Below are 24,063 nucleotides of genomic sequence, written 5' to 3'. Positions count from 1 at the left end.
ACTATGAAAACTTACGGCTACTTCTTTCTCTTTTTCTTATTCGCACAAGCGATCTACGCAACTGATTTCTATTGTGACCCAATAAACGGGAATACAAATAACGACGGAAGTAAAGCTAATCCATGGGGAAGCTTAGAAAGTGTTTTTGAAAAAGGAATAGAATTTAAAGCAGGTGATGTGATATTCTTACTTTCCGGAAATCATGGAAACGTCAAAGTTATAGGCCAAAACGAAAAATACATTACTATTTCTGGACTTACAGACCAAAATCCTACGATAAACTCTATAATATTTGGAACTGAAGAATCGCCTGCATCCAAGTGGATATTCAGTAATATTACTTTTAATGGAGCCTTCAATTCAAATACTGTTTTTATACATCAAAATAGTTCTAAAATCAGATTAACGGAAAATAATTTTATTTCAAATACTAAGGATGATACTGCAATCGATGTCAAAGGAACGCAATGTAAAATAGAAAGTAATGTCATTTCTCATTACAAAAACGGTATTATAGTTTCTGGTGAAAAAACTCAAATCAGGAATAATCGTATCAATTTTTTTAGCCATAATGCCATTACTATTTTAGCAGATTCTAATTTATTAGAATACAACTTAATTAAAGAAAGTATAGCCACAGATGCTGAAGTAAATTCTGGTATATATTTTACCGAGAAAGAAACAAAAGGTAACATTTTTAGAGGTAATACAATTATCAATTTCACCAAATCAAATAGAGCGCAAATAGGAGTATTAAATGGTATTTACGGGTTGAAAACCATTATTTCTGAGAGTATTTTTGAAAACAATATTGTTATTACAAATGGTAAAAAAGGGATATCTCTTACTGGTCAATTGAACAATCTAAAAATTGTTAATAATACAGTTGTAAATCCCTATTTTGGTTTAAATTTCACCGATAAAAGCGAAACAAATGCACCACTTGCCATACAGATCATTGGCGAAAATGATTCTTCAAATCTGTTTATAAGAAATAACCTGTCTAATGATGTCCTATTTAAGAACATAAAAGGGATTGCAGATTATAATCTAACGCTTCCTGTCTCCGTACATGATTATGACAAATGCTTTAATAATTGGGCTCTGTTTGATTTCTCTTTAGGCCCTAACTCAAAAGCTCTGAACAGTGGAACATCGGATATGGCACCAAATTTAGACGCAAGTCAAAACAAACGGTCCTTAGGTAACTTTGTTAATATTGGAGCCTTTGAATATACTAAAATTGACGAGGCTAATCAGGTTTTTGAAATACCTTCGGAAGCTTCAGATAGACAGATTCACTCCAAAGGTAAAGGAGACTGGGATGGTCAACCACAAATTCGTATTGGAGGTGTTGGCGAAAATATTGACGGTGCTGGAGTCTTTCCATTTAAGCTTCCAGAAATCCCTGGAGGCAAAAAAATTCTATCTGCTAATTTTAAAGTGTATTTATCTAAAGTAGATAATCAACCCGAAGGAGGCATTGATTTATATGCGTTGCCTCCAAAATCGAACTTTTGGGTCACTGAAGACCTTTATTATCAAGGAACTTTTGGACAAGATGTTTCGGCAAGACCCATTCAGAATAATTTTGTAGACCCTAATATGTATTCCGGAGACATTAAAACAAATAACATTGGACAAAAAGGACTCAAAGATTACTTGAACACCATTTTTGAAACAGAAACAAACTCTGCGAATTATATCTTTTTAAGAATGAACCCAAACTCTAAAGATGTTTCAGATTATAATAGATGGAACTTTGTAAGTGCCAATGGTAAGAAAAAAGAAAACCAACCAACGCTTGAAATTACTGTTGGATATCCTGAACTTAATGAAGGTAATATTAGTAACATAGAATCTATTAAAAACAATATTATTATTGCACCAAACTCTATGCATAATGGAGAATTTAACGTGTACTTCTTAGGTTTTAAACAAGGTAAAACTGTACAACTTAAATTACTGAATTTTTCAGGTGAGCAGGTTTTTGAACAGACTATAAATCCTTCTGACTTATCAGATCATGTTTTTCGAAGTGAAAATTCAAAACTACCTACTGGGAAATATTTATTAGAATATACTACTGAAGGTGAAACAAAAAAGCAAATTTTCTTCGTTTGGTAATTGGATTATTTTACACCATCAGTTTTTAACAAATTACAGTTAATCACACTTTAAAGTTATTAAATTGATAACTGAATTCATAAAATTTAAATTTCTCACAATAATCACCTTAATTTTACCCATTATTCTCAAAAAGCGCAATTGAAGTTTATACTATCTGTTTAATTGTTTGTTAGTTTTGTCTGTTTTATTGAGCTAAGCACTGAAAACACTAGGATTAGTCAGCTATTTGTATTTATATTTGAGAATAGCGCTTTCTATTTTTCAGCCTTATCTGTATCAAATACAGAAACAAATAACAAATCCCAATAAAAATCAAATGTTTAAAAAAAGTACTACCCTTTTCGTCTTCTTAATGATTTTCATACAATCGATTGGACAAAACACTTTTAATCTTGATCCGGCTGTCGGAACAAGGTTTACAGTAACAGATAAAGTTTGGCCAGAAGTCGTAGGAGAAGGAGATGTCTGCTTATGGAATGATGACAAATTAGCCGCATTCACAATAACCATTGATGATAATAACGAACAGGATATCCCTTTTTGGACATCGATGATTGCTGAATATGGTTTCCATTTTTCGTGGTTTGTAATTACTGAGGCAGATCCGGCATATAATGTTCAGGATTGGAGCCTTTATAATAATCTTGCGGCTTTAGGTAGTCAAATAGATGGGCACGATGATAGAAATTGGTATACTAACCCAGCAGAAGGTGAAACCAACCTTTCTGATGCGGATTATCTCGCAAGATTGCAAGCCACAGTTACAACTATTGACACAGAAGTAACCTCTGGATCTAATAAATGTTTAACCTATGCCTATCCTTATGGTGAAGGTAACGAAACCATTGCTAGAACACAATTTATAGGAATTAGAGGCACCCAAGGAATTCTAAATCAATCCAACACCGTCAATTATTTAGATGTTAATAGCGTTTCCAATGTTCATATTTATGGTAATGATACGGACAGGGATCAATATATTTTACCACTATTAGACAATGTCAATACATTATATGGCACCAATTACTATCGTGGTTGGGGAAGTACACATTTTCACGGCTTAGATGAAGCGGGTGAAACTACCACTAACGAATTTTTACAATACTTAGCAGACAAACCAGAATTGTGGGTAGCCGGATTCACAGAGGTCACTCAATACTCTCAATCCTTTGCAACGCATAATTTAACCATAGATAATGTTTCAGAAAGTGAAATAAAATACACACTAACAGATGACATGTTAGACTCCGCTTTCTATTTTCCCCTAACCGTTAAAATAAGAATTGACAATAGTTGGGTAAGTGTTACCGCCATTCAGAATGGAGAGCCTGTAGATTCTGAAATAATAACACATAATGGTAAAAAATATACGCTAGTAAAAACTGTACCAGACGCAGGTCAAGTTACAATAGCAGGTGTTGCAGATTCTGACCCAGCAATAATTTCTCCATCCTTAGCAAATCAATCTATGGTTGAAGAAACTACGTTACAAATAGATTTTTCAGCAGCTACTATTGGTAATGATGCCATTTCTTTTACAACATCTAACCTGCCTAATTTTGGAGTCTTAACTGACAATGGAGACAATACAGGAAACATTGTATTTTCACCTTCACTTTTAAATGCTGGCGATTATCAAAATATTACAGTTATTGCAGATAATGGAAGAAGTATCACATCACAGTCTTTTAACTTAACGGTTAGTCCTGATTCTGGTGGAGAACCAACGACAGAATATATAATTACTCCTACAGGAGATGGTATCATATCTGATGTTCTTAATTTAGAAGAGGGTAGTACAAATCCTTGGTTAAATGGTAATGATATCGATGGCACCAAAGTCTTAAAAGTTGGAGCTAGTGCATCAACTGGTGGTGGATTTACAACTAATGCAATTATTCCTTTTCAATTACCAGTACGTCCACCAGGTAAATTAGTGACGGCTGCAAATTTAAATGTGAACATTGCCTATATAAGACACTGGATTTCTTCTGATATCGATTTATACGGATTACCATATAATGCCTCAAACGCTATATCTCCAAATGATTTTTATGATGGCGCTTTTGCTAACGTTCAAGGTACAGCAACAGGACTACAAGATGGATTTGTTGTTAGAGATGTAGATGGTAATGAACCTGTAGGCACTTTGATTTTAACAGACCGACAAGTAGATACGGATTCAGAAGGTGACACTAACCTAGCAGCATACATAAATGCACAATATGATGCAGGTGCCGTTGCAGGAGATTACATTTTTTTAAGGTTAAGTGTAGATGCTACAACAGGTTCTACAAGTGCCCATTATTACGGTATAAGTGACGAATCTACAGAAGAAGCACCAACTTTAACGTTAGAAATTGAAAATGTTTTAAGCGTTGATGCTTTCGATCAATCAAATGTAAGTCTTTATCCAAATCCAGTAACAGAAGGCAAATTAACCATCGTATTAAAAGGATTTAAATCAGAAAACACGAAACTAAATATCTATTCTCTAACAGGTAGTTTAGTTCATAGTGAAATGATTACAACCAATTCAAGTTCAAATTTTGAAACAAATTTGAATTTAAATGCTGGGCTATATCTTCTTAAGATATCGGATGGGATAACCTTAAAAACACAAAAACTAATCGTACAATAAACTAAATAAACTAATTCTTTAAAACAATAAAATATGAAAACAACGCTACTAAATTCTTTATTGGGAATTGCATTAGGTGTGACACCATTTGCATTACAAGCCCAAACAACATCTTATGATGTTACACCAGAAATTGTTACAGATCAATCCTATCATGTCGATGGTATTGTTTCTGATATAACTGCTATGCCTGCAAATAACCCTTATTTAAATGGAAATAATGTAGGCGGAATAAATTCGTTAAAAATAGGAGCAAGTGCTGCAGACGGAAGCCCAAATACAACAAGTGCCATCATACCTTTTAAACTGCCTGTACGCCCAGAAGGAAAATTAGTAGTTAATGCGAATTTAAAAGTACATGTCAATTATGGTCGCGAATGGATATCTTCCAATGTCGATTTATATGGACTTCCTTATAATGCGGCTAGTACTATTTATCCTGCAGACCATTTTGATGATGCCTACCCGGATGCTACACCTGATGTTACAGGAATTCAAGATGATTACTTTTCAAAAAATGTTGATCCTGGATCTTTAGATACAGCACGTTTTGAAGAGACAAATTCTGGTGGAGATACCGCTTTAGTAGACTACTTAAATGCACAATATGATGCTGGAGCTGTTGCAGGCGATTATGTGTTTTTAAGACTAAATGTAGATGACCCAGCGACTACTGGAGCTCATTATTTTGGAGTTGATGATGGTTCAACTGCAAACGCACCAACATTAACTATAGAAGTGGAAGATGCTGAGGCAAGTCCAACAACAGATTATGACTTAGTGCCAGAGATGGTATTAGATCAAGCTTTCCACGTTGATGGTATTGTTTCTGATATAACTGCTTTGCCTGCTAACAATCCTTATTTGAATGGAAATAATGTAGGCGGAATAAATTCGTTAAAAATAGGAGCAAGTGCTGCAGACGGAAGCCCAGTTACAACAAGTGGTATTATTCCATTTAAATTACCTGCGCGTCCATCAGGTCAGTTGGTAGTTTCTGCGAATTTAAAAGTACATGTCAATTATGGTCGCGAATGGATCTCTTCTAATGTCGATTTATATGGACTTCCTTATAATGCGGCTAGCACTATTTATCCTGCAGACCATTATGATGGCGCGTATCCAGATGCTACAGCTGATGTTACAGCAATTCAGGATGATTACTTTTCAAAAAATGTAGATGCTGGATCTTTAGATACTGCACGTTTTGAAGAAACAAATGCTAATGGAGATAATGCTTTAGTAGACTATTTAAATGCGCAATATGATGCTGGTGCAGTTGAAGGTGATTATGTGTTTTTAAGATTAAATGTAGATGACCCAGCAACTACTGGTGCTCATTATTTTGGAGTTGACGATGGTTCAACTGCCAATGCGCCAACGTTATCAATTTCTATAGATGGTGAATTATCTGTAGATAGTGTAGAAAAATCAACTTTAAAATTATATCCAAACCCTGTAACTGATGGTAAGTTAACAATTACATCAAACGGATTTAGTAATGATTCCAAATTGACTATTTTCTCAATAACAGGTCAGTTAGTCCACTCTGAAAAAGTTGAAGCAAATTCAGCAAACTCTTTTAACACAACATTAAATTTAAAATCAGGTGTGTATATCGTTAAACTTCAAGATGGAACGCGTTCTAAAACACAAAAATTAATCATTCAGTAATTAATAGCAATTTTTGAAAACGAGGGATTAATATATGCCCTCGTTTTCTATTTAATAATTATTATTTAAGTAATCTAGTACTTCCATGTTCTAAAATAGGAACTTCTCAAATAACCGTTTAAGGATTAAAAAGTAAATGGAGCAAACAAATTGACTTAATTAAACTTATCTAACCTTATAATTAAGTGAAGTATTGGCATAAAATACAAAAGGGATTAAGAAATATTACTATTGATAATTTAGTGTAGCCTCAAGCAAAGTGTTATCAAATTTTTAAAAACATTTTCACAATAATACAATCGATTGTCTAACTAAAAATAGTTTATTATGAACATCATAAAATTTCAATATGCATTTATAATGATATTAATAGGAATTATATCTGCAGAGGCACAAAATTCTCAAATTATTCCAGCGCATTCAGACGATATTACCATTAAAAACGATAACACCTCTTGGGGATGGGTTGGTCAAACAACCGCAAGGTTAGGCCATAATAATGCACAAGCCTATATTATTCCATTTCAATTACCTGTTTTACAACCTGGAGAATCTATCACAACTGCAGATTTAGCAGTTCAAGTTATTTCATATAGTAACCAACCAAGTAATACAAATATCGATTTGTACGGTCTACCCTTTAGAACAACATCTACCGTAGATTTAAATACTGATTATTTTGTGGGAGTATTAGATACTTCAGCAACATTAATTCAAGACAATATATTCGAAGATAATGTCACTGGATTGGTAAATTTAGACTCCAATACTCAGCAAAATTTAGTTTCATATTTAAATGCTCAATACTCAGCTGGTGCTGTAGGAGGGGATTTTGTTTTTATTCGTTTTAGTGCAGACGCTAATAGTTCAGAAACATGGAATTTAGCTTCGCAAGACAATGGAACTACTAGTAATAGGCCTATTTTGGATATCGCTATTTCCAATACCTCGAATACAACACCCACACTTACTTTTATTGGCAATCAAAATGTTCAAGAACAATCAACTTTAAATGTAAACATTAGCGCAAGTGATATGGATGGTGATGCACTTTCCATAACGTCTAGCACCTTACCAAGTTTTGCAACTTTAATCGACAATGGTGACGGTACAGCTGTCATGTCTTTAAATCCACAACTTGGAGACGCATCAACATATTCAGTAACCATTACTGTTAGTGATGGTATTGAAATGGTTACTGAAACTATTTCTATTGTCGTATCAACATACCAAACACCTGTGGCTGGAGTTTATTATTGTGACCCTATAAACGGAAATATCAACAATGACGGTTCACAAGCAAACCCATGGAGCACGCTAGCTGCAGTAGTGTATACAAATAAGCCCCTTAATTCTGGTGATATAATTTACTTAATGTCTGGTGATCATGGAGATCCATATATTAACAGTATGTCTTTTAACGACTACGTTACGGTAAAAGCTTTAAGCGGAAATGCTCCAATAATTAAGTCAATTCAATTGGTAAATTCCTCGTATTGGGCTTTTGATGGTATTAAGATTGATGGTACAAACAATACTAAAACTAAAGAACAAGTTTTATTTTCTTCGGATGTAAATTCGCATCATACTAAAATCATAAACTCAACAATATCATCCGCAGAAAATATAGAAACCTGGACCAAAACGGATTGGTACAATAATGTGACCAGTGGTATTCAAATAAGAAGTGACTACGCTTTTCTAGAAAATAATGTAATAAAAAATACGTACCACGCTTTAGAAGTGAGAGGTGAGTTTACAGAAGTACATAATAATTTAATTGATAATTTCGCTGGAGACGCTATACGTGGTTTAGGTAGTAATTCTACATATGAAAACAATACTGTTAGAGATTGTTATATTAACGATTACGCTATTCAGCATGATGATGGTTTTCAAGCTTATAACTTACAAAGTGATCCGAAAATTTCAAACGTCACACTTCGTAACAACGTGTTTATGTTATTTGCAGATCCAGTAACTCCTTTTGTTCAATCAAATAACTTAATTGGAGATTTAATGCAAGGAATAATAATTACCGATGGTTACGCTGATGGTTGGATTGTAGAGAATAACATCGTTAGTAATAATCAAGATCATGGTATATCATTATACGGCGCGCGTAATTGTAAAGTACAGAATAATACTGTGGTTCAATCACCTCTATATTCTGATGCTGATCATGTCCCGTGGATCATGTTAACAGATCAAACCAAAACAGGTCAGACTAATTTTAATAATGTCATTAGAAATAATATTTCAGCAAAATATACAACATGGACGTATGACACAACCTCAACAGTAGAACATAATATAACCATAGATGGTAGTAATTATGCTAACTATAGTAATTATTTTGTTGATTATGTAACTAATGATTTTCATTTATCAGCTACGAGCCCTGCTATAGATGCAGGTGTTGATACAGACCTAGCTGTAACTGATTTAGAGGGCAATCCTAGATCTATGGGAACCAATGTAGATGCTGGAGCTTACGAGTATACAGGCACAGTAAATCCACCAGCAAATAATGCCCCTATTTTAGCTTCAATTGGAGGCAAAACAATGAACGAACTTGAAACCTTAGAAGTCTCAATTTCTGCTACTGATTTAGATAATGACACCTTAACTTTCTCAATAACAAACGCACCAAATTTTACAACGTTTGTTGATAATGGAGATGGTACTGCTTCATTAACTTTATCTCCACAAATAGGAGATGCTAATTCTTATAATATCACCGTTTCTGTAACCGATGGAACAGATTCAAATGAAGAAATTATTCTAGTAACTATAAACCCAGAGGGAACGACTCCCTTAAATAATGCTCCTATAATTGCTAATGTAACAAACCAAACTGTCGAAGAAGATAACATACTTAATGTAAATATTTCGGTAACCGACAGCGATAATGATACCTTAACAATAACATCTACAAGCTTGCCAAATTTTGCAACATTTACAGATCATGGTGATGGTACGGCTTTATTTGAATTTACACCTTCTGAAGGTGATGCAGGGACTTACAACATTGATGTTCAAGCATCAGACACTATAGATACTACCACATTGAACTTTGTTGTTAGTGTTTCTGAAATAACTAATGTTACCGGAACAGCCTATTATTGTGATCCAATTAATGGATCTATGAGTAATCCTGGAACACTAGCTAGCCCATGGAAAAGCTTACAAGACGTATTTACTGCTCAAAAAACGTTTAATTCTGGTGATGTAATTTACTTACTCTCAGGGGCTCACGGAAGCCCTTATATGACAGGTACGCATTCAGATTATGTAACTATAAAGCCATTAAGTGGAGAGCATCCAGTTTTAGCCTCTGTCCAAGTTGAAAATGGATCTTATTGGGCATTTGATGGATTAACATTTTCAACTGATGGATCTGGCGGTAATTTCGTAAGAGATTACATGTTCTTAACAAAAGACGATGCCACCTATTTAAAAATTGAAAACTGTACGTTCTCTAGTGCAAATGATTCTTCAACTTGGTCTAAAAACGATTGGTATGCAAATTCTGAAGATGCTGTTATTATTCGTGGGGATAATATAATCTTTAATAACAACACCATCAAAAATGTGTATTTTGCATTACAAATAGAAGGTGATTATGCTGAAATTAGAAATAACTTAATTGATAATTTTGGCGCAGATGCTATTAGGGCATTAGGTTCGCACGCTATTTACGAAAATAATATTATTAGAGATGCTTATATCGAAGATTACAATATAAATCATGATGATGGTATACAGATGTACGACAAGGATAATGTTGCAGCAGGGATTATAGACGATGTCGTTATTAGGAATAATAAAATATTCAACTTTGCAGACCCTATAACTCAGGCGATGGTTGATGATAATTTAATAGGGTATTCCATGCAAGGTATTATTATTACCGACGGTCATACCGAAAATGTCATTGTAGAAAATAATTTAGTCGTTTCCGATCACTATCATGGCATTACCCTTACAGGAGCTATTAATTGTAAAATTCAAAATAACACAGTTTCTAAAACCCCTACGTCCTACAATCCTGTAACTGATGCCATTCCTTGGATACAAATAAAAAATGATAAGCAAGGTAACGGAAGTACAGGGAATATTATAAGAAATAATATAGCCGCAAAATATACACCATGGACTTATGATGAAACAACTAATACAGTAGAATATAATATTGTAGTATCTGCAATTGACGCTATCAATACTTATGAAGATTTTAATAATTGGGACTTTAATCTAAAAGCCGGAAGTTCCGCAATTGATGCTGGTGTAAATACAAGTCTTACTACTTTAGATATTAACGGAGACCCAAGATCTGTTGGTGCAGCAGTGGACTGTGGCGCATTTGAACTTCAAGCAAGTGCAGATATAACTTCGCCAGTTATTGTAAGTGCAAATAATACGTTTTTTAATGATGAATTTGTTATTGTTTTTAGCGAAAGTGTGACTAACATTTCTTCAGAGTTGCCAGGAAATTATACTTTAAGCGGAGGTGCAACTATAAGTTCAGCCTCTTTATCAGCAGATAATAAAACGGTAACATTAACCTGTTCTGCTTTAAATGGGAATACATCCTATACAATTACGGCCAACAATGTAGAAGACTATGCTGGAAATACAGCTTCTAATTCTTCTGCCACTTTTATTTATGAATGCGATACCAATTGGGCAAGTACTTATCAAGATGACCAATGGGGATATAACCCTCCATCAAATGCTTTTGATGGAGATAACCAAACAAAATGGGCTGCTGAGGGTAATCAGTGGATACAAAAAAGCTTTTGCGAAATTGTTACGGTTCAATCGGTAGATATTAGCTTTGGTTTAGGTGATGAAAGAGCTTATAGTTTTGTAATTGAAGTTTCAACAGATGGACGTAATTTCACTCAAGTACATTCAGATACGAGTACCGGAACTACAACAGCTGCGGAACATTTTGATTTTGTAGATGTCTCAGCAAAATATTTTAGAATAGTAGGTTCAGGAAGTGATGTTAATGGGTGGAATAATTATTCTGAAATTGTTATTAATACATCAGGGTATACACCGCCAACAAATACCGCTCCTGTTTTAGTACCAATTGGAAATCAAACCATCACTGAAGGTGACACTTTAAATATAATTGTTTCTGCTACAGATACCGATGGAGATACATTAAGTTTTACAGCAAACAATTTACCTTCATTTGTAACCTTTATGGATAATAACGATAATACGGCTACATTAACTATTGCTCCAGCTATTGGAGATGCTTCAACAAATAGTATTTCTATTTCTGTAAACGATGGTACTACAATTGATACTGAAACCTTAAATATTGTAGTTAATAATGACTCAACCACGGCTAATAATGCACCTGTATTGTCAACTTTAGTAAGTCAAACTCTAAATGTTGATGAAGTTAAAATCATAAATATATCTGCAACAGATGCGGATGCTGATGCATTAACTTTTGCAATCAACAATGCACCTAGTTATGCTACTTTTGTTGACAATGGAGACAGAACAGCAACAATAACACTATCTCCTATTTCAGGAGATGAAGGTACTTCAAACATAACTGTTACAGTTTACGATGGGGAATTAAATGATAGCGCTATCTTAAATATCCAAGTTAATGCTTTACCTCAACAAAATAACTATATCGTAGAGGCGGTTATGGATGACCAAACGGTTTATGAGAATGGAGGAATGCAATGGGTAGGATATCATACGCATAGAATAGGATCAAACAATAAAACATCCGCTATAATACCTTTTCAGATTCCAACGTTAGCACAAGACGAAAGGCTTACCTCTGCTACCTTAAATTTTCACCTATTACAAAATGGTGGAAACCTAGCGCATAAAGTCGATCTTTATGGGTTGCCGTATAGAAGTAGTAGTACTATTTTAAGTACCGATTTTTATGCAGGAGTTTACGATACAGACCTAACAGCTACGGCAATAGAAGATGATATTTTAGATTTAAATTCACCACAAGGGAATCTTCAAAGTTCATCGTCTCAAAATATTGTTAACTATATCAATAATCAATTAGATAACGGAGCTGTTACAGGAGACTTCATATTTTTCAGATTTAGTTTAGACTATAATGGATCAGGGAATTATAACTATTGGGATATCGCATCTCAAGATCATACAACATCAAGTTATAGACCTGTTTTAAATTTTGATACAGCCTTAACTCTAGGAAAAGCTTATAACAATAACACAAAAGAAATACTTGAAATAGAAAATTCAACTGTAAGTGTTTACCCAAACCCTATTAATGAAGGTAAAGTTACTATTTCTAGTCGTATGTTAAATCAGAAATCTACTCTTGAAATTTACTCATTAACAGGTCGTTTAGTATTTAAACAGCATGTGCAGCCAACACAATCTAATACAATGCATGCCGATATACAATTGAATTCTGGAGTATACATTCTAAAATTAAGAAATACATCAAAAATATTTACTCAAAAATTAATCGTTAATTGATTAAGAAGTATATTTAAAAATGAAACAAACCCCTAATAACGCTTTAATTTCATCTCAAGAAGAGAGAAATATTAACCACAAGACTGAAAACGAATTAGCTATACCTTCTACAATTTCAGAAGAAGCTAAAACGATGTTAAGCAATTGGACAATTGAAGGTAGAAATGCTGGAGCAAATTTACCAAAACATGATGCTCCAATTTCGGTGTGGGAAGAGAGACAACGGGAGTTTCAAATTGAAGCAGAACAACCTTTAGCTAAGTTATTAGAAGTATATCAACCTAGTGTAGAAACCATATTTCTAGATGGCATTAGAGCCATCGATATTAAGCCGAAGAATTATCAAGAATCTAACAAAGTCATTATTTACATCCATGGTGGAGGTTTCGTTTTCTATCCTGCCGATGTCACGTTATTATCTAGTGTTCCGTTAGCAGAAACAAGCAACTTAAGAATCATAGCCATTGATTATACCTTAGCACCACAAGCCAAGTTTAGTCAAATATTAGAAGAAGTCATTACGGCTTATAAAGCATTATTAAAAACTTATAAAGCAGAACATATTGCCATATATGGTGATTCCGCTGGAGGCACAATTACTGTCGCTTCAATTTTAAAAATGCGAGATTTAAAAATAAATTTACCAAGTTCCGTTGTATTATGGTCTGCTTGGTTAGATTTAGATGAAATCGGAGACTCCTATCATACATTAAAAGACACAGACCCTACGTTAATTTATAAAGGATTTTTAGAAAATTGTGCTGAAGCTTACGCACCAAGAAAAGAATGGAAAAATCCGTATGTTTCACCAGTGTATGGAGATTATTCAAAAGCCTTTCCCCCTACTCTAATTCAAGTGGGAAGTAAAGAAATATTTTTAAGCAATTCCCTCAGAATGTATCGACAACTAAAAGAAAACAATAAAGATGTAGAGTTAGATATTTATGAAGGGATGTGGCATGTTTGGCAAGGTCATTATGATATTCCAGAATCAAAAATAGCAGTTAAAAACACAAAAAACTTTATCTATAAACACTTAGGGATTACCAAATAGTAGAATTATGAAAAATACAATCTTATTTATAGTATTCTTTAATGGCATTATGCTGAATGCTTGTGCTCAGGAAAGCGTTGAGGATAGTAATGAAGACCCACAAACACCTATTGCTGAAAATATAATTTTTGAATTAGATTTTGAAACCGCAGCGCAAGGAACCTATACAACACAAAATTTAATAAGCGAAGGTGGAGATATCCGTTGGTCTTTACTTGGTGATAACGCCAATATTGTTGATGATCCTGAAGGAGAAAAAGGACAGGTTTTAAAAGTAGATTATCCTGAAGGCACCGTTGGACCAGAAACTAATGGTGTTCAATTTATAAAAACCTTACCGGCTTCAAATGAATATTATTTGGACTATTATGTATATTTCAAAGAAGGGTTCGATTTTAAAGAAGGCGGTAAACTACCAGGTTTAACCAGTGGTGGCTCTACGTATACGGGTGGAAATCATCCCGACAATGGTGAAGGCTGGAGCGCACGATACATGTGGGTCAATAGAAATGCTGGCGTTGAAGCCATAGTCTATTTTTATTATATGGATATGACTTCAGAATATGGAGATTCTGTCGATTCTGGAATATATTTTGAAACCGGAAAATGGTACCGCTTAACCCAAAGAATAAAATTAAATCAAAACAACTTACCAAACGGCATTATGCAGGTTTGGATCGATGGTGTAAAAGTAATTGATGATACAGAAGTCCGCTATCGTTTATGGGATCAAGGTGATATTGATTCTTTTTACTTTTCAACATTTCACGGAGGCGCTACAGAAGATTGGGCTCCACAAAACGATTCCTTTGCGTTGTTTGATAAGATAAAAGTGACAAAATTAAAACCCGAATTTTAAGTAAGACATATTCCCCTATTTTATGAAAATTAAAAATGTTTCTTTTTTCATTTTTCTAACGTTTTACTCCATTTTTTTAAGTGCGCAGAGCAACTTGAAAGTGGATCCTGTTTTTTCTAGTCACATGGTGTTGCAAAGGCATCATAACATCCCTGTTTGGGGAACAGCCAAGCCAGATACCAAAGTAGTTGCAACTTTAAAAGACACCACAATTCATACTATAGCTAATAGTGAAGGTCACTGGAACGTTAATTTTAATCCATTAGAAGCAGGCGGTCCATATCAATTAAATATTAAATCTAAAAATGAATCAATTCAACTCACAGACATTTTAATCGGTGACGTTTGGTTGGCTTCAGGGCAGTCAAACATGCATCTTGATTTAAAACGCACTTTAAATGGAGATAGTGTTGCTAAAAAAGCTAACAATCCTAACTTAAGAATTTACAATATGAAACCCACTTACCCAACGGGTAAAGATGGTGTTCATACCTTGGAAGAATTAAAAAAAATTCAAAACAATCACTATTTTAATACTAAAGGTTGGGTAAAAGCAACGCCTGAAGAGGTTTTGTATTTTTCTGCTGTTGGGTATTATTTTGCAGAAAAACTACAAAGTGAATTGAATATTCCTATCGGTATTATTCACAATGCCGTTCCGGGTTCTCCCATTGAATCTTGGTTGACTAAAAACGATATTGAACAAGATTCTGCTATAGCCAGTTTTGTAAAACAACGCTGGAAAGCTAAAGCGGAAGAAAAGGACGCGATGATTTCAGTAGCAAAACATCAAATATCATTAAGTAAAAATCCCAACCAGAAACACCCTTGGATGCCGAGTTATAATTATGAGAATGGCATATTACCAATAAAAAACGTACCAATCAAAGGTGTTATTTGGTACCAAGGAGAGTCCAATGCAGAAGCTCCTATTTTGTACAAAACTATGTTTAAAAAAATGGTGGCTTTATGGCGTTCAGATTTTAATGACGATCTCCCTTTTTATTCTACGCAATTAACGAGTAGAGAAGATAGACATGCATGGCCAGAGTTTAGATTTGCGCAAAGCGAATTATTAAATGAAGTGCCTAATTCTAAAATGGTCGTTATAACTGATGTTGGAGATCGGCAAGACACACATGCAAAAAACAAACAACCTGTTGGAGACAGATTGGCATTCTTAGCACTCGGTGACACCTATAAAGCAGTTAAGGATTATGAAAGTCCTGTGTTTGATAAAATCACCTATTCTAACAACACTTATACGATTCATTTTAATGGGGAGTTTAGTAGTTTAAAAACAAAATCATCAGAAGCTATAATTGGTTTTGAAATAAGTACAGATAACATTCATTTTGAAAAATTAGAACCTCATATTGAAGGCAAAACAATAACGTTTAGCTTACCAAATAAACACAAAAAACCATTGTATATAAGATACGCTTGGAAGCCCTATACAGAAGCTAATTTAACCTCAAATAATGGATTGCCTGTATCAACTTTTCGAACGAAAATAGATTAATTACAATCATCAGTCAGGAACTTTAATAAAAGATAATTTTTAATATAAATATGAGTAGACCAGAGTCAACAGTAACGGTTAATGGGTCCGGAAAAGATATTAACTTGCTTAAACATACATGGAAAGCACAATGGATTACACACCCAAGTGCATCAACGCTAGACTATGGTATTTTTCTTTTTCGACATGTATTTACTCTCAAAGAGAAAATAAGTGAGTTCATCATTTTTGTATCTGCCGATAACCGTTATAGACTTTTTGTTAATGGAGAACGGGTTTGTTACGGACCATCCATTGGAGATACAGCACACCAACGTTATGAAACACTAAATATAGCCGATCAATTAAACGTTGGCAAAAATGTTATTGCCGCTGAAGTCGTGAATTTTGGAGAGTACAGAAGTGTATCGCAAGTGACTTACCAAACGGCTTTTATTTTACAAGCAGACCGAAACCTCAACTTAGATATTAATACTGGAAGTGCCGATTGGAAAGTGATTAAAAATCATGCGTTTTCACCAGTTAAGATTACGAGCGAGATGATGAATGCTTATTATGCAGCTGGACCACGTGACCATGTTGATGACTCAAAATATCCTTGGGGTTGGAACCAATTACAGTTTAATGACAACCATTGGCTAAACCCTAAAAGTACAACAACGGAGTTCGCGGTTGGTAGAGGTTTTTTATATGGAGGAGCTTGGCATTTAGTACCGAGAACCATTCCTTTTATGGAAGAAAAAGTAGAACGATTTCCTGAAATTATTCGGGTGAATGGCATTGAAAAAAACGACGGGTTTTTAAATGGTAAAGCCACTATAATCCCTGAAAATTCAAAAGTAAAAATTCTAATCGATCAAAAATATCACACTACAGGATATCCAGAATTAACCTATAGCCATGGAAAGGACAGTGAACTAAAAATAACCTATGCTGAAGCATTAATAAAAGATGTCAATCCAGATAAAAAAGTTTCTGATGGTAATTTAAATCTAGTAGATTTAAAAGGGAATCGGAATGAGTTTGAAGGCAAATCCATATTTGGGTATTATGATATCATTTGTCCCGATGGAGGTAAAAATAGATTTTATAAACCGCTTTCACGACGCACGTATCGTTTTGTAGAACTAGAAATAACCACAAAAGAAGAGGCTTTAATTTTAGAAGATTACTATGGTGTTTATACAGGATATCCATTTGAAGAAAAAGCAAAAGTGGAGACAGGAGATCTAGTACTCAGTAAGATTTGGGATGCGGCTTGGAGAACCTTACGAAACTCTGCAGACGAGATGTATTACGATTCTTATTATGAGAATTTACAATATATAGGCGACACCAAAATTGCATCGCTCATCTCAATTTATGTATCTGGTGATGATCGGTTAATGCGAAAAGCCATACAACAATTTGACGACTCGCGCACTTCAGAAGGGTTAACCCAAAGTCGATATCCATCAAACATAATTCAAATTATACCACCTTTTTCATTGATTTGGGTCGATATGATTTATGATTATTTCATGTATAGAAATGATCCTGAATTTTTACGTCCATTCATACCTGGAATTAAATCGGTAATCGATTGGTTTGCCTCTCGTGTTGATGAAACAGGTATGCTTACCAATTTAAAATGGTGGAATTTTACCGATTGGACAATTGATTTTCCAAGTGGCATTCCGCAAGGTGCAGACGATGGTTATTCAGCAAATATTGCCTTGCAGTTTGTAAAAACCTTAGATCATGCGCAAGCCGTATTCCGTTATTTTAATTTAGAACATGAAGTCGATTCGTATCAAAAACTGTCTAAACGTATTAAAAAGTCCGTTTTAGAACACTGTTTTGATACAAAAAAGGGACTTATTGCCGAAACACCAGATAAAAAAGAATTCTCGCAGCACACGAACATCTTAGGGATATTAACCGATACATTTAAACAAGATGTTCAATCTGACATAATGAAAAAAGTACTTGAAGACGAGACGCTTTTTCAAGCTACAATATATTTTAAATTTTACCTCTTTAGAGCGCTTCAAAAGGTAGGTTTAGGAGATTTATATTTCGATTTATTAGGATCTTGGAGAGGTATGATTGATGATGGCATGACGACCTATGGAGAAACGGATATTAATCCGCGTTCAGAATGTCATGCGTGGAGCTCGAGTCCCAACTTCGATTTTCTTCATACTGTTGCCGGAATTTATCCTGGAGAACACTCATTTAAGTCGGTTGTAATAGAACCAAATTTGGGACAATTAAAAACACTTAATGTCGAATTTCCGCATCCTCAAGGTATGATCACAATTCGCTATTCAAAAAATGACAATAATATAAATGCAGAGATTTCAATGCCAGAAGATCTTACAGGTGAATTTAAATGGCAAGGACAATCAGTTTCGCTTGTTGGGGGAAAACAAAACATAGCATTATAAAAATTTAGAAAACAGTAATATGAAATACGGTAGTTATATAAATAACGGACTTGAATATAAAATAACAAATTCACAACCGCCTCGCGATTGGTTTAACATGTTGTGGAACCCAAAATACTTAGCCAGTGTAGGACAAAACCTTAATGGCTTTTCGCTATATCAAAATGAAGCTGGTGTCCTAACTAATCTATTTGGAAAGCAAGATGATAGAAGTGCGCCACGACATATTTACTTAAGAGATAATGAGACGAACGACGTATGGTCCGTTGCACCAAATACAACTGGTGTTGAATTAGATGACTATAGTTGTACTCACGGATTAGGATACACTGTTTTAGAGAGTAAAAAAAATGGCATCAAAGTATCATTTCAAATATTTGTACCTCGTAAGGAAGCCGGAGAAATTTGGTCTGTAAAGGTATTTAATGAGTCAGGTAGACCACGAAACATATCTGTATTTAGCGTAGCAAAAGTGATTTTAGATGGAGTAAATCTCACCTATGGTTATAATTCTGCCGTTGATGGTTATCACGATAGAGAAAAACAACGCTTGTTTTTTAGAAACCGATCGGTAAGTGTTATGACGGAAAAGTATCGCGCATTTACCTATACGGATGTACCTTTTGATCATTTTGATATTAGTAAAGATGTATTCTTAGGTCACAACCTTAGTTTTGAAATGCCAGACTGTATCGTTAAAGGACAATTAAGTGATAGTGATGCTTCAACAGAATATATGGTATCTGCTTTACAGCATAATTTGAATCTAGATGAAGGATCGGAACAACGTATCAATATTGTTATGGGTATTGTATTTGATGAAGCTGAAGCCGATGACTTTACGGCTTTATATGCCAATAGTACTCGTATTGATGCCGAACTTGAAACTATAAAAAAACAAAATATAGCCAGATTAGGCCTTTCAGAATTAAATACGCCAGATGCCGATTTTAATAATCTGTTTAACGTTTGGATGAAACATCAGTTACATCTTATGGCAGATTGGGCTAGGTTTTATTTTAAGGGCTATCGCGATACACTTCAAGATGCCGCAGGTGTTGCCATTATAGATCCTGACCGTGCTTTAAAAATGTTAGAAAAAGCGTTAGAAAATCAAAAGAGTAATGGATTTTGTCCTAGAGCATTTAGAGTCTCTTCTATGGAGGTGGCAGCTGCAGATAAACATTATTCTGACTCACCAAGTTGGATTAGCCATGCCACATATTCCATACTTCGGGAAACCGGAGATCTTAGCATGTTAGATAAAGTTGTCTCCTATTCTGATAACGGAGAAGACACCATCTGGAATCACAACTTAAAAGCTTTAGATTTTCTTTGGAATGACAGAGGAGAACATGGCTTAGCATTAATAAGACATGGTGACTGGAATGACCTAATGGATCGCGTTGGTGCTGAAGGAAAAGGAGAAGGAGTTTGGATGAGTATAGCTCTTGCTAAAGCGCTTAAAGTGGTTGAAGAAATTGCAGCCTGGAAAGGTGATACCAAAATAGAAGCACAATGTGCCGAAAGATATCATGAAATTAAAGCGAATATCTTAAAATACGGTTGGGACGAAGATCACTTTATTTACGCTTACACAGATGCCGGAAATAAAGTAGGTGATAATGCTTCAGAAGAAGGGCAAGTTTTTATAAATCCGCAGTCATGGGCTGTACTTGCAGGCATTATTGATGCTGAAAAATATGAGGATATCATGAAAAAAGTGGAACCTATGGTAGATACACCTGTTGGTCCTGTTCATAATTGGCCACCATTTACAAAATACAATAAAGACATTGGCTCTATAACTGGGATTCCACAGGGTAATTTTACCAACGGAAACGTCTATTGTCATGCCGCATCCTTTAAGATTGCCGCAGATTATGCTGCAGGAAGAAACGATAAAGCCTTTGAAACCTTTAAAAGAATTCTACCTTCTGAGGAGAAATCAGAACCTTATGCACAACCCAATAGTTATGTAGGGCCTTCGGCATTACGAAAAGATAGACACGTTTCTGACGACCCATGGCGAACAGGTACTGTAGCTTGGAATATGCTCAACTGTTTTGATAATCTTTTAGGCTTTAAACGAACTCTAAAAGGGGTTACAATTAATCCGCAAATTCCTTCATTTTGGAATAATGTATCCTATACACGCATTTTCAGAGGGACTACATTCAATATCACCATAAAACGAGGTGAGGTTCAAATAATGTTGGTTGAGGGAAAAGAACAAAAAGACAATTTTATTGAAGTACCTGAATTTGGACTAAACAAAAAGGAAATCTCTATAGATTTTCAAATAGGAAAAACTAAAACAAATTAAATGGAGTTAGACAAACAAAATATTGGTGTAGAGGAAAATATATCGATAAAAGAAAAAATAGGTTTTAGTTTAGGAGATACAGCTTCAAATCTGGTGTGGCAGACCTTAATGATTTTTCAACTGTATTTTTATACCGATATTTTTGGCTTACCAGCAGCTGTCGTAGGAACCATGTTTTTAATCACAAAAATATGGGATTCCATCAACGATCCGGTAATGGGACTTATTGCAGATCGTACCAATACAAAATGGGGAAAATTCCGTCCTTTTCTTTTGTGGTTGGCCTTACCATTTGCACTGGTAGGTGTACTCACTTTTACAACTCCAGATTTTAGCCTAACAGGCAAAATTATATACGCCTATGTTACCTATACCCTAATGATGATGGTATATACGGCTATAAATATTCCTTATTCTTCATTGATGGGAGTTGTTTCTGCAAGTCCTTCTCAGCGCGCTAGTTTTTCACAATACAGATTTATGTTTGCGTTTACAGGCGGATTGCTTGTGCAAGCCTTAACGCTTCCATTAGTTAATAGTATCGGTGGAGATAATACCAGTGTGTTTTCAGCAGAATTAAATACCAATCAAATTGTGATTACTGAACATGGTGTTGGAGCTTCAAAATTAGTTTTAAATGCAGATTTAGGTGAAGACAACCTGTTAACTAAAAACGTTACCGTAATCGTTTATAAAAATGATTTAAAAAATGAAATAGATGATACAACAGATATTTTATATCTCGAAGAAGGCTTTGGAACACATACTTTAAATCCTTCAACCTATTTTGACGAAACTATTTCATCGAAGAAACTATCAGTTCAGGTGGTTAATGAAGCTAAAGGGTTTCAAGGGGTCATGATTGTATTTGGAATTATGTCCATCATCATGTTTCTAACCACATTTTATACCACCAAAGAGCGTGTTTCGCCTCCTAAAGAACAGAAAACAAACATCAAAAATGATTTTAAAGACTTGTTTAGCAATAAGCCTTGGTTGGTGCTTTTAGTTATTGGAGTGATAAGTTTGGCGTATGTTGCCATTAGATATGGATCGGTTATGTATTATTTTAAATACTACATCGAAGATGAATCGCTAGTGAGTTCATTTTTAGTTTCAGGAACTATAGTCACCATCATTGCCATTTCTTTTACTGAGAAACTCTGTAACCGATTTGGTAAAAAGAAAGTTGTCATTGCCTGCCAACTCATTGCTGGTACGTTTACAGCCCTATTCTTCTTTGTCGATAAATCTAATATTACGATGATATTCGCTCTTAATATCATTGTCAGTTTAGCTTCAGGTCCACCAGCACCAATCTTATTTGCGATGTATACAGATACGGCAAGTTATTCTGAATGGAAAAATAACAGACGTGCTACGGGCCTAATTATGTCGGCTTCTACCATGGCTCAAAAATTTGGACTTACTATTGGAGCAGCGCTAGCCGGTTGGATATTAGCTTTTTATGGATTTAAAGCTAATACAGTACAAACAACGGAATCTGCTTTTGGTATTCTTTTAATGGTAAGTTTAATTCCTGCTGCAGGTAGTTTTCTAGTAGCTGGTATTATGAGTTTCTATCCGCTTGATAATAAAACCATGGATAAAATTGAGGGTGAATTGGAATCGAGAAGAGCCCTAGCAGAAAAACAATAAATTTTGTAAAAAATTAAAAGACTATGACATTGTCAATAAGATTTATAGCGATCACAATTTCGATTTTAGTTTTAACATCGTGTAAAAATAAGGTTGAAGTTAAAGAACACACTGAGGAAACTAAACAAGAACTCGTGAAACGGGTTTTTTCATTAGCAGAATATCAATATAATTATTTAATAAATAAAATAGATACCATTTCACCATTATTGAACCCTAGAAGTTTAAACAAGGATGGGTCGCTTAGAATGGCCTACAAACAAGATTGGACTTGTGGATTTTTTCCAGGTTCACTATGGTATTTATACGAACAAACAAATGATAATAAGTGGAAAATAGAGGCCGAAAAATTTACAGAAGCCTTAGACTCTGCTCAATTTGTAAAATGGAACCACGATGTTGGATTTATGATACAAAACTCGTTTGGACAAGGCTATCGTCTTACCGGAAATGAAACTTATAAACAAGCCGTTGTTGATGCTGCAAAATCATTAAGTACACGTTACCGACCTGTTGCAAAAGTCATCCAATCTTGGGATACAGATGCACCATGGATACAAGGGAAAGGGTTAGATATGCCTATTATTATTGATAATATGATGAACCTGAATTTACTATATCAAGCCACCAAGCATACGGCAGATTCAACCTTCTCTAATATCGCAAATGCGCACGCCACCACTACGATTAAATACCAGTATAGACCTGATTATAGTTGTTATCATATCATAGACTACGACCATATTACAGGTGACGTACGTAAAAAAGTAAATTTTCAAGGCTTCGCTGACGAGTCTGCTTGGGCGCGTGGACAGGCGTGGGGATTATATGGTTATACAGAAGCTTACAAAGAATCGGGACATAAAATATTTCTAGAGCAAGCTAAGAAGATAGCCGATTATATTATGAATAACAATAAAATTCCTGGTGATAATATTCCTTATTGGGATTATGATGCCGAAAGTACTGAAGAGATTCCCAGAGATGCTTCAGCGGCAGCTATTGTAGCATCGGCATTATTGGAATTACAAGCATTTGATGTAGCAAATAAAAAAGAATATTTAGACTACACCGAAACCATCTTAAGAACACTTTCATCTGATGACTATTTAGCTCAAAAAAATGAAAACGGAGGCTTTATCTTAAAACATTCTGTGGGCAATTTTCATGAAAATAATGAAACCGATGCTCCACTAAATTATGCAGATTACTACTATTTAGAGGCTTTAATTCGATGGTCTAATATATAACGGTATCATTTAAAA

General features: G+C 34.6%; 11 protein-coding genes. All 11 read left to right on the top strand.

Features of this window, described 5'->3' with window-relative positions; all coding sequences use genetic code 11:
* The first annotated feature begins 3 nt into the window (after positions 1 to 3).
* The 11 genes from ITJ86_RS04330 (at position 4) to ITJ86_RS04280 (ending at position 24,048) form a co-directional block, all read left to right on the top strand.
* Positions 4 to 2,127 carry a right-handed parallel beta-helix repeat-containing protein gene (locus ITJ86_RS04330; RefSeq protein WP_195870383.1) on the top strand — a complete coding sequence of 708 codons (2,124 nt, stop codon included), beginning with the start codon at positions 4 to 6 and terminating at the stop codon, positions 2,125 to 2,127.
* 355 nt (positions 2,128 to 2,482) lie between these two features.
* Entirely contained in the window at positions 2,483 to 4,771 is a 2,289-nt protein-coding gene (locus ITJ86_RS04325; RefSeq protein ID WP_195870382.1) for a T9SS type A sorting domain-containing protein, read from the top strand.
* Positions 4,772 to 4,804: 33 nt separating this feature from the next.
* On the top strand, positions 4,805 to 6,445 hold the full coding sequence (locus ITJ86_RS04320) for a T9SS type A sorting domain-containing protein (protein WP_195870381.1): 1,641 nt from the start codon (positions 4,805 to 4,807) through the stop codon (positions 6,443 to 6,445).
* A gap of 327 nt (positions 6,446 to 6,772) precedes the next feature.
* The gene (locus ITJ86_RS04315) at positions 6,773 to 12,949 is read left to right on the top strand and encodes a choice-of-anchor Q domain-containing protein (protein ID WP_195870380.1); all 6,177 of its coding nucleotides are present in this window, start codon (positions 6,773 to 6,775) and stop codon (positions 12,947 to 12,949) included.
* A gap of 19 nt (positions 12,950 to 12,968) precedes the next feature.
* Positions 12,969 to 14,003, top strand: coding sequence for an alpha/beta hydrolase (locus ITJ86_RS04310; RefSeq protein ID WP_195870379.1), 1,035 nt, complete (start codon positions 12,969 to 12,971; stop codon positions 14,001 to 14,003).
* A gap of 7 nt (positions 14,004 to 14,010) precedes the next feature.
* A complete protein-coding gene (locus ITJ86_RS04305; protein WP_195870378.1) occupies positions 14,011 to 14,862 on the top strand; it encodes a polysaccharide lyase in 852 nt (283 codons plus the stop codon).
* A gap of 100 nt (positions 14,863 to 14,962) precedes the next feature.
* The gene (locus tag ITJ86_RS04300; protein ID WP_195870377.1) at positions 14,963 to 16,384 is read left to right on the top strand and encodes a sialate O-acetylesterase; all 1,422 of its coding nucleotides are present in this window, start codon (positions 14,963 to 14,965) and stop codon (positions 16,382 to 16,384) included.
* Between the two features lie 50 nt (positions 16,385 to 16,434).
* Entirely contained in the window at positions 16,435 to 18,813 is a 2,379-nt protein-coding gene (locus ITJ86_RS04295) for an alpha-L-rhamnosidase-related protein (RefSeq protein ID WP_195870376.1), read from the top strand.
* Positions 18,814 to 18,832: 19 nt separating this feature from the next.
* Positions 18,833 to 21,139 (top strand): GH36-type glycosyl hydrolase domain-containing protein, encoded by a 2,307-nt coding sequence (locus ITJ86_RS04290; RefSeq protein WP_195870375.1) that lies wholly within the window; start codon positions 18,833 to 18,835, stop codon positions 21,137 to 21,139.
* The gene (locus ITJ86_RS04285) at positions 21,140 to 22,798 is read left to right on the top strand and encodes an MFS transporter (protein ID WP_195870374.1); all 1,659 of its coding nucleotides are present in this window, start codon (positions 21,140 to 21,142) and stop codon (positions 22,796 to 22,798) included.
* A gap of 23 nt (positions 22,799 to 22,821) precedes the next feature.
* Positions 22,822 to 24,048 (top strand): glycoside hydrolase family protein, encoded by a 1,227-nt coding sequence (locus ITJ86_RS04280; protein WP_195870373.1) that lies wholly within the window; start codon positions 22,822 to 22,824, stop codon positions 24,046 to 24,048.
* The last annotated feature ends 15 nt before the right edge of the window (positions 24,049 to 24,063 follow it).

The organism is Winogradskyella marina (genome assembly GCF_015645385.1).
Classification (GTDB): Bacteria; Bacteroidota; Bacteroidia; order Flavobacteriales; family Flavobacteriaceae; genus Winogradskyella; species Winogradskyella marina.
This window is presented reverse-complemented; position numbering and strand designations above follow the sequence as displayed.

What these genes read in the sequence shown, in the direction of transcription:
- ITJ86_RS04330 (WP_195870383.1), top strand. Translation starts at nt 4, where the DNA reads ATGAAAACTTACGGCTACTTCTTTCTCTTTTTCTTATTCGCACAAGCG.
- ITJ86_RS04325 (WP_195870382.1), top strand. Translation starts at nt 2,483, where the DNA reads ATGATTTTCATACAATCGATTGGACAAAACACTTTTAATCTTGATCCG.
- ITJ86_RS04320 (WP_195870381.1), top strand. Translation starts at nt 4,805, where the DNA reads ATGAAAACAACGCTACTAAATTCTTTATTGGGAATTGCATTAGGTGTG.
- ITJ86_RS04315 (WP_195870380.1), top strand. Translation starts at nt 6,773, where the DNA reads ATGAACATCATAAAATTTCAATATGCATTTATAATGATATTAATAGGA.
- ITJ86_RS04310 (WP_195870379.1), top strand. Translation starts at nt 12,969, where the DNA reads ATGAAACAAACCCCTAATAACGCTTTAATTTCATCTCAAGAAGAGAGA.
- ITJ86_RS04305 (WP_195870378.1), top strand. Translation starts at nt 14,011, where the DNA reads ATGAAAAATACAATCTTATTTATAGTATTCTTTAATGGCATTATGCTG.
- ITJ86_RS04295 (WP_195870376.1), top strand. Translation starts at nt 16,435, where the DNA reads ATGAGTAGACCAGAGTCAACAGTAACGGTTAATGGGTCCGGAAAAGAT.
- ITJ86_RS04290 (WP_195870375.1), top strand. Translation starts at nt 18,833, where the DNA reads ATGAAATACGGTAGTTATATAAATAACGGACTTGAATATAAAATAACA.
- ITJ86_RS04285 (WP_195870374.1), top strand. Translation starts at nt 21,140, where the DNA reads ATGGAGTTAGACAAACAAAATATTGGTGTAGAGGAAAATATATCGATA.
- ITJ86_RS04280 (WP_195870373.1), top strand. Translation starts at nt 22,822, where the DNA reads ATGACATTGTCAATAAGATTTATAGCGATCACAATTTCGATTTTAGTT.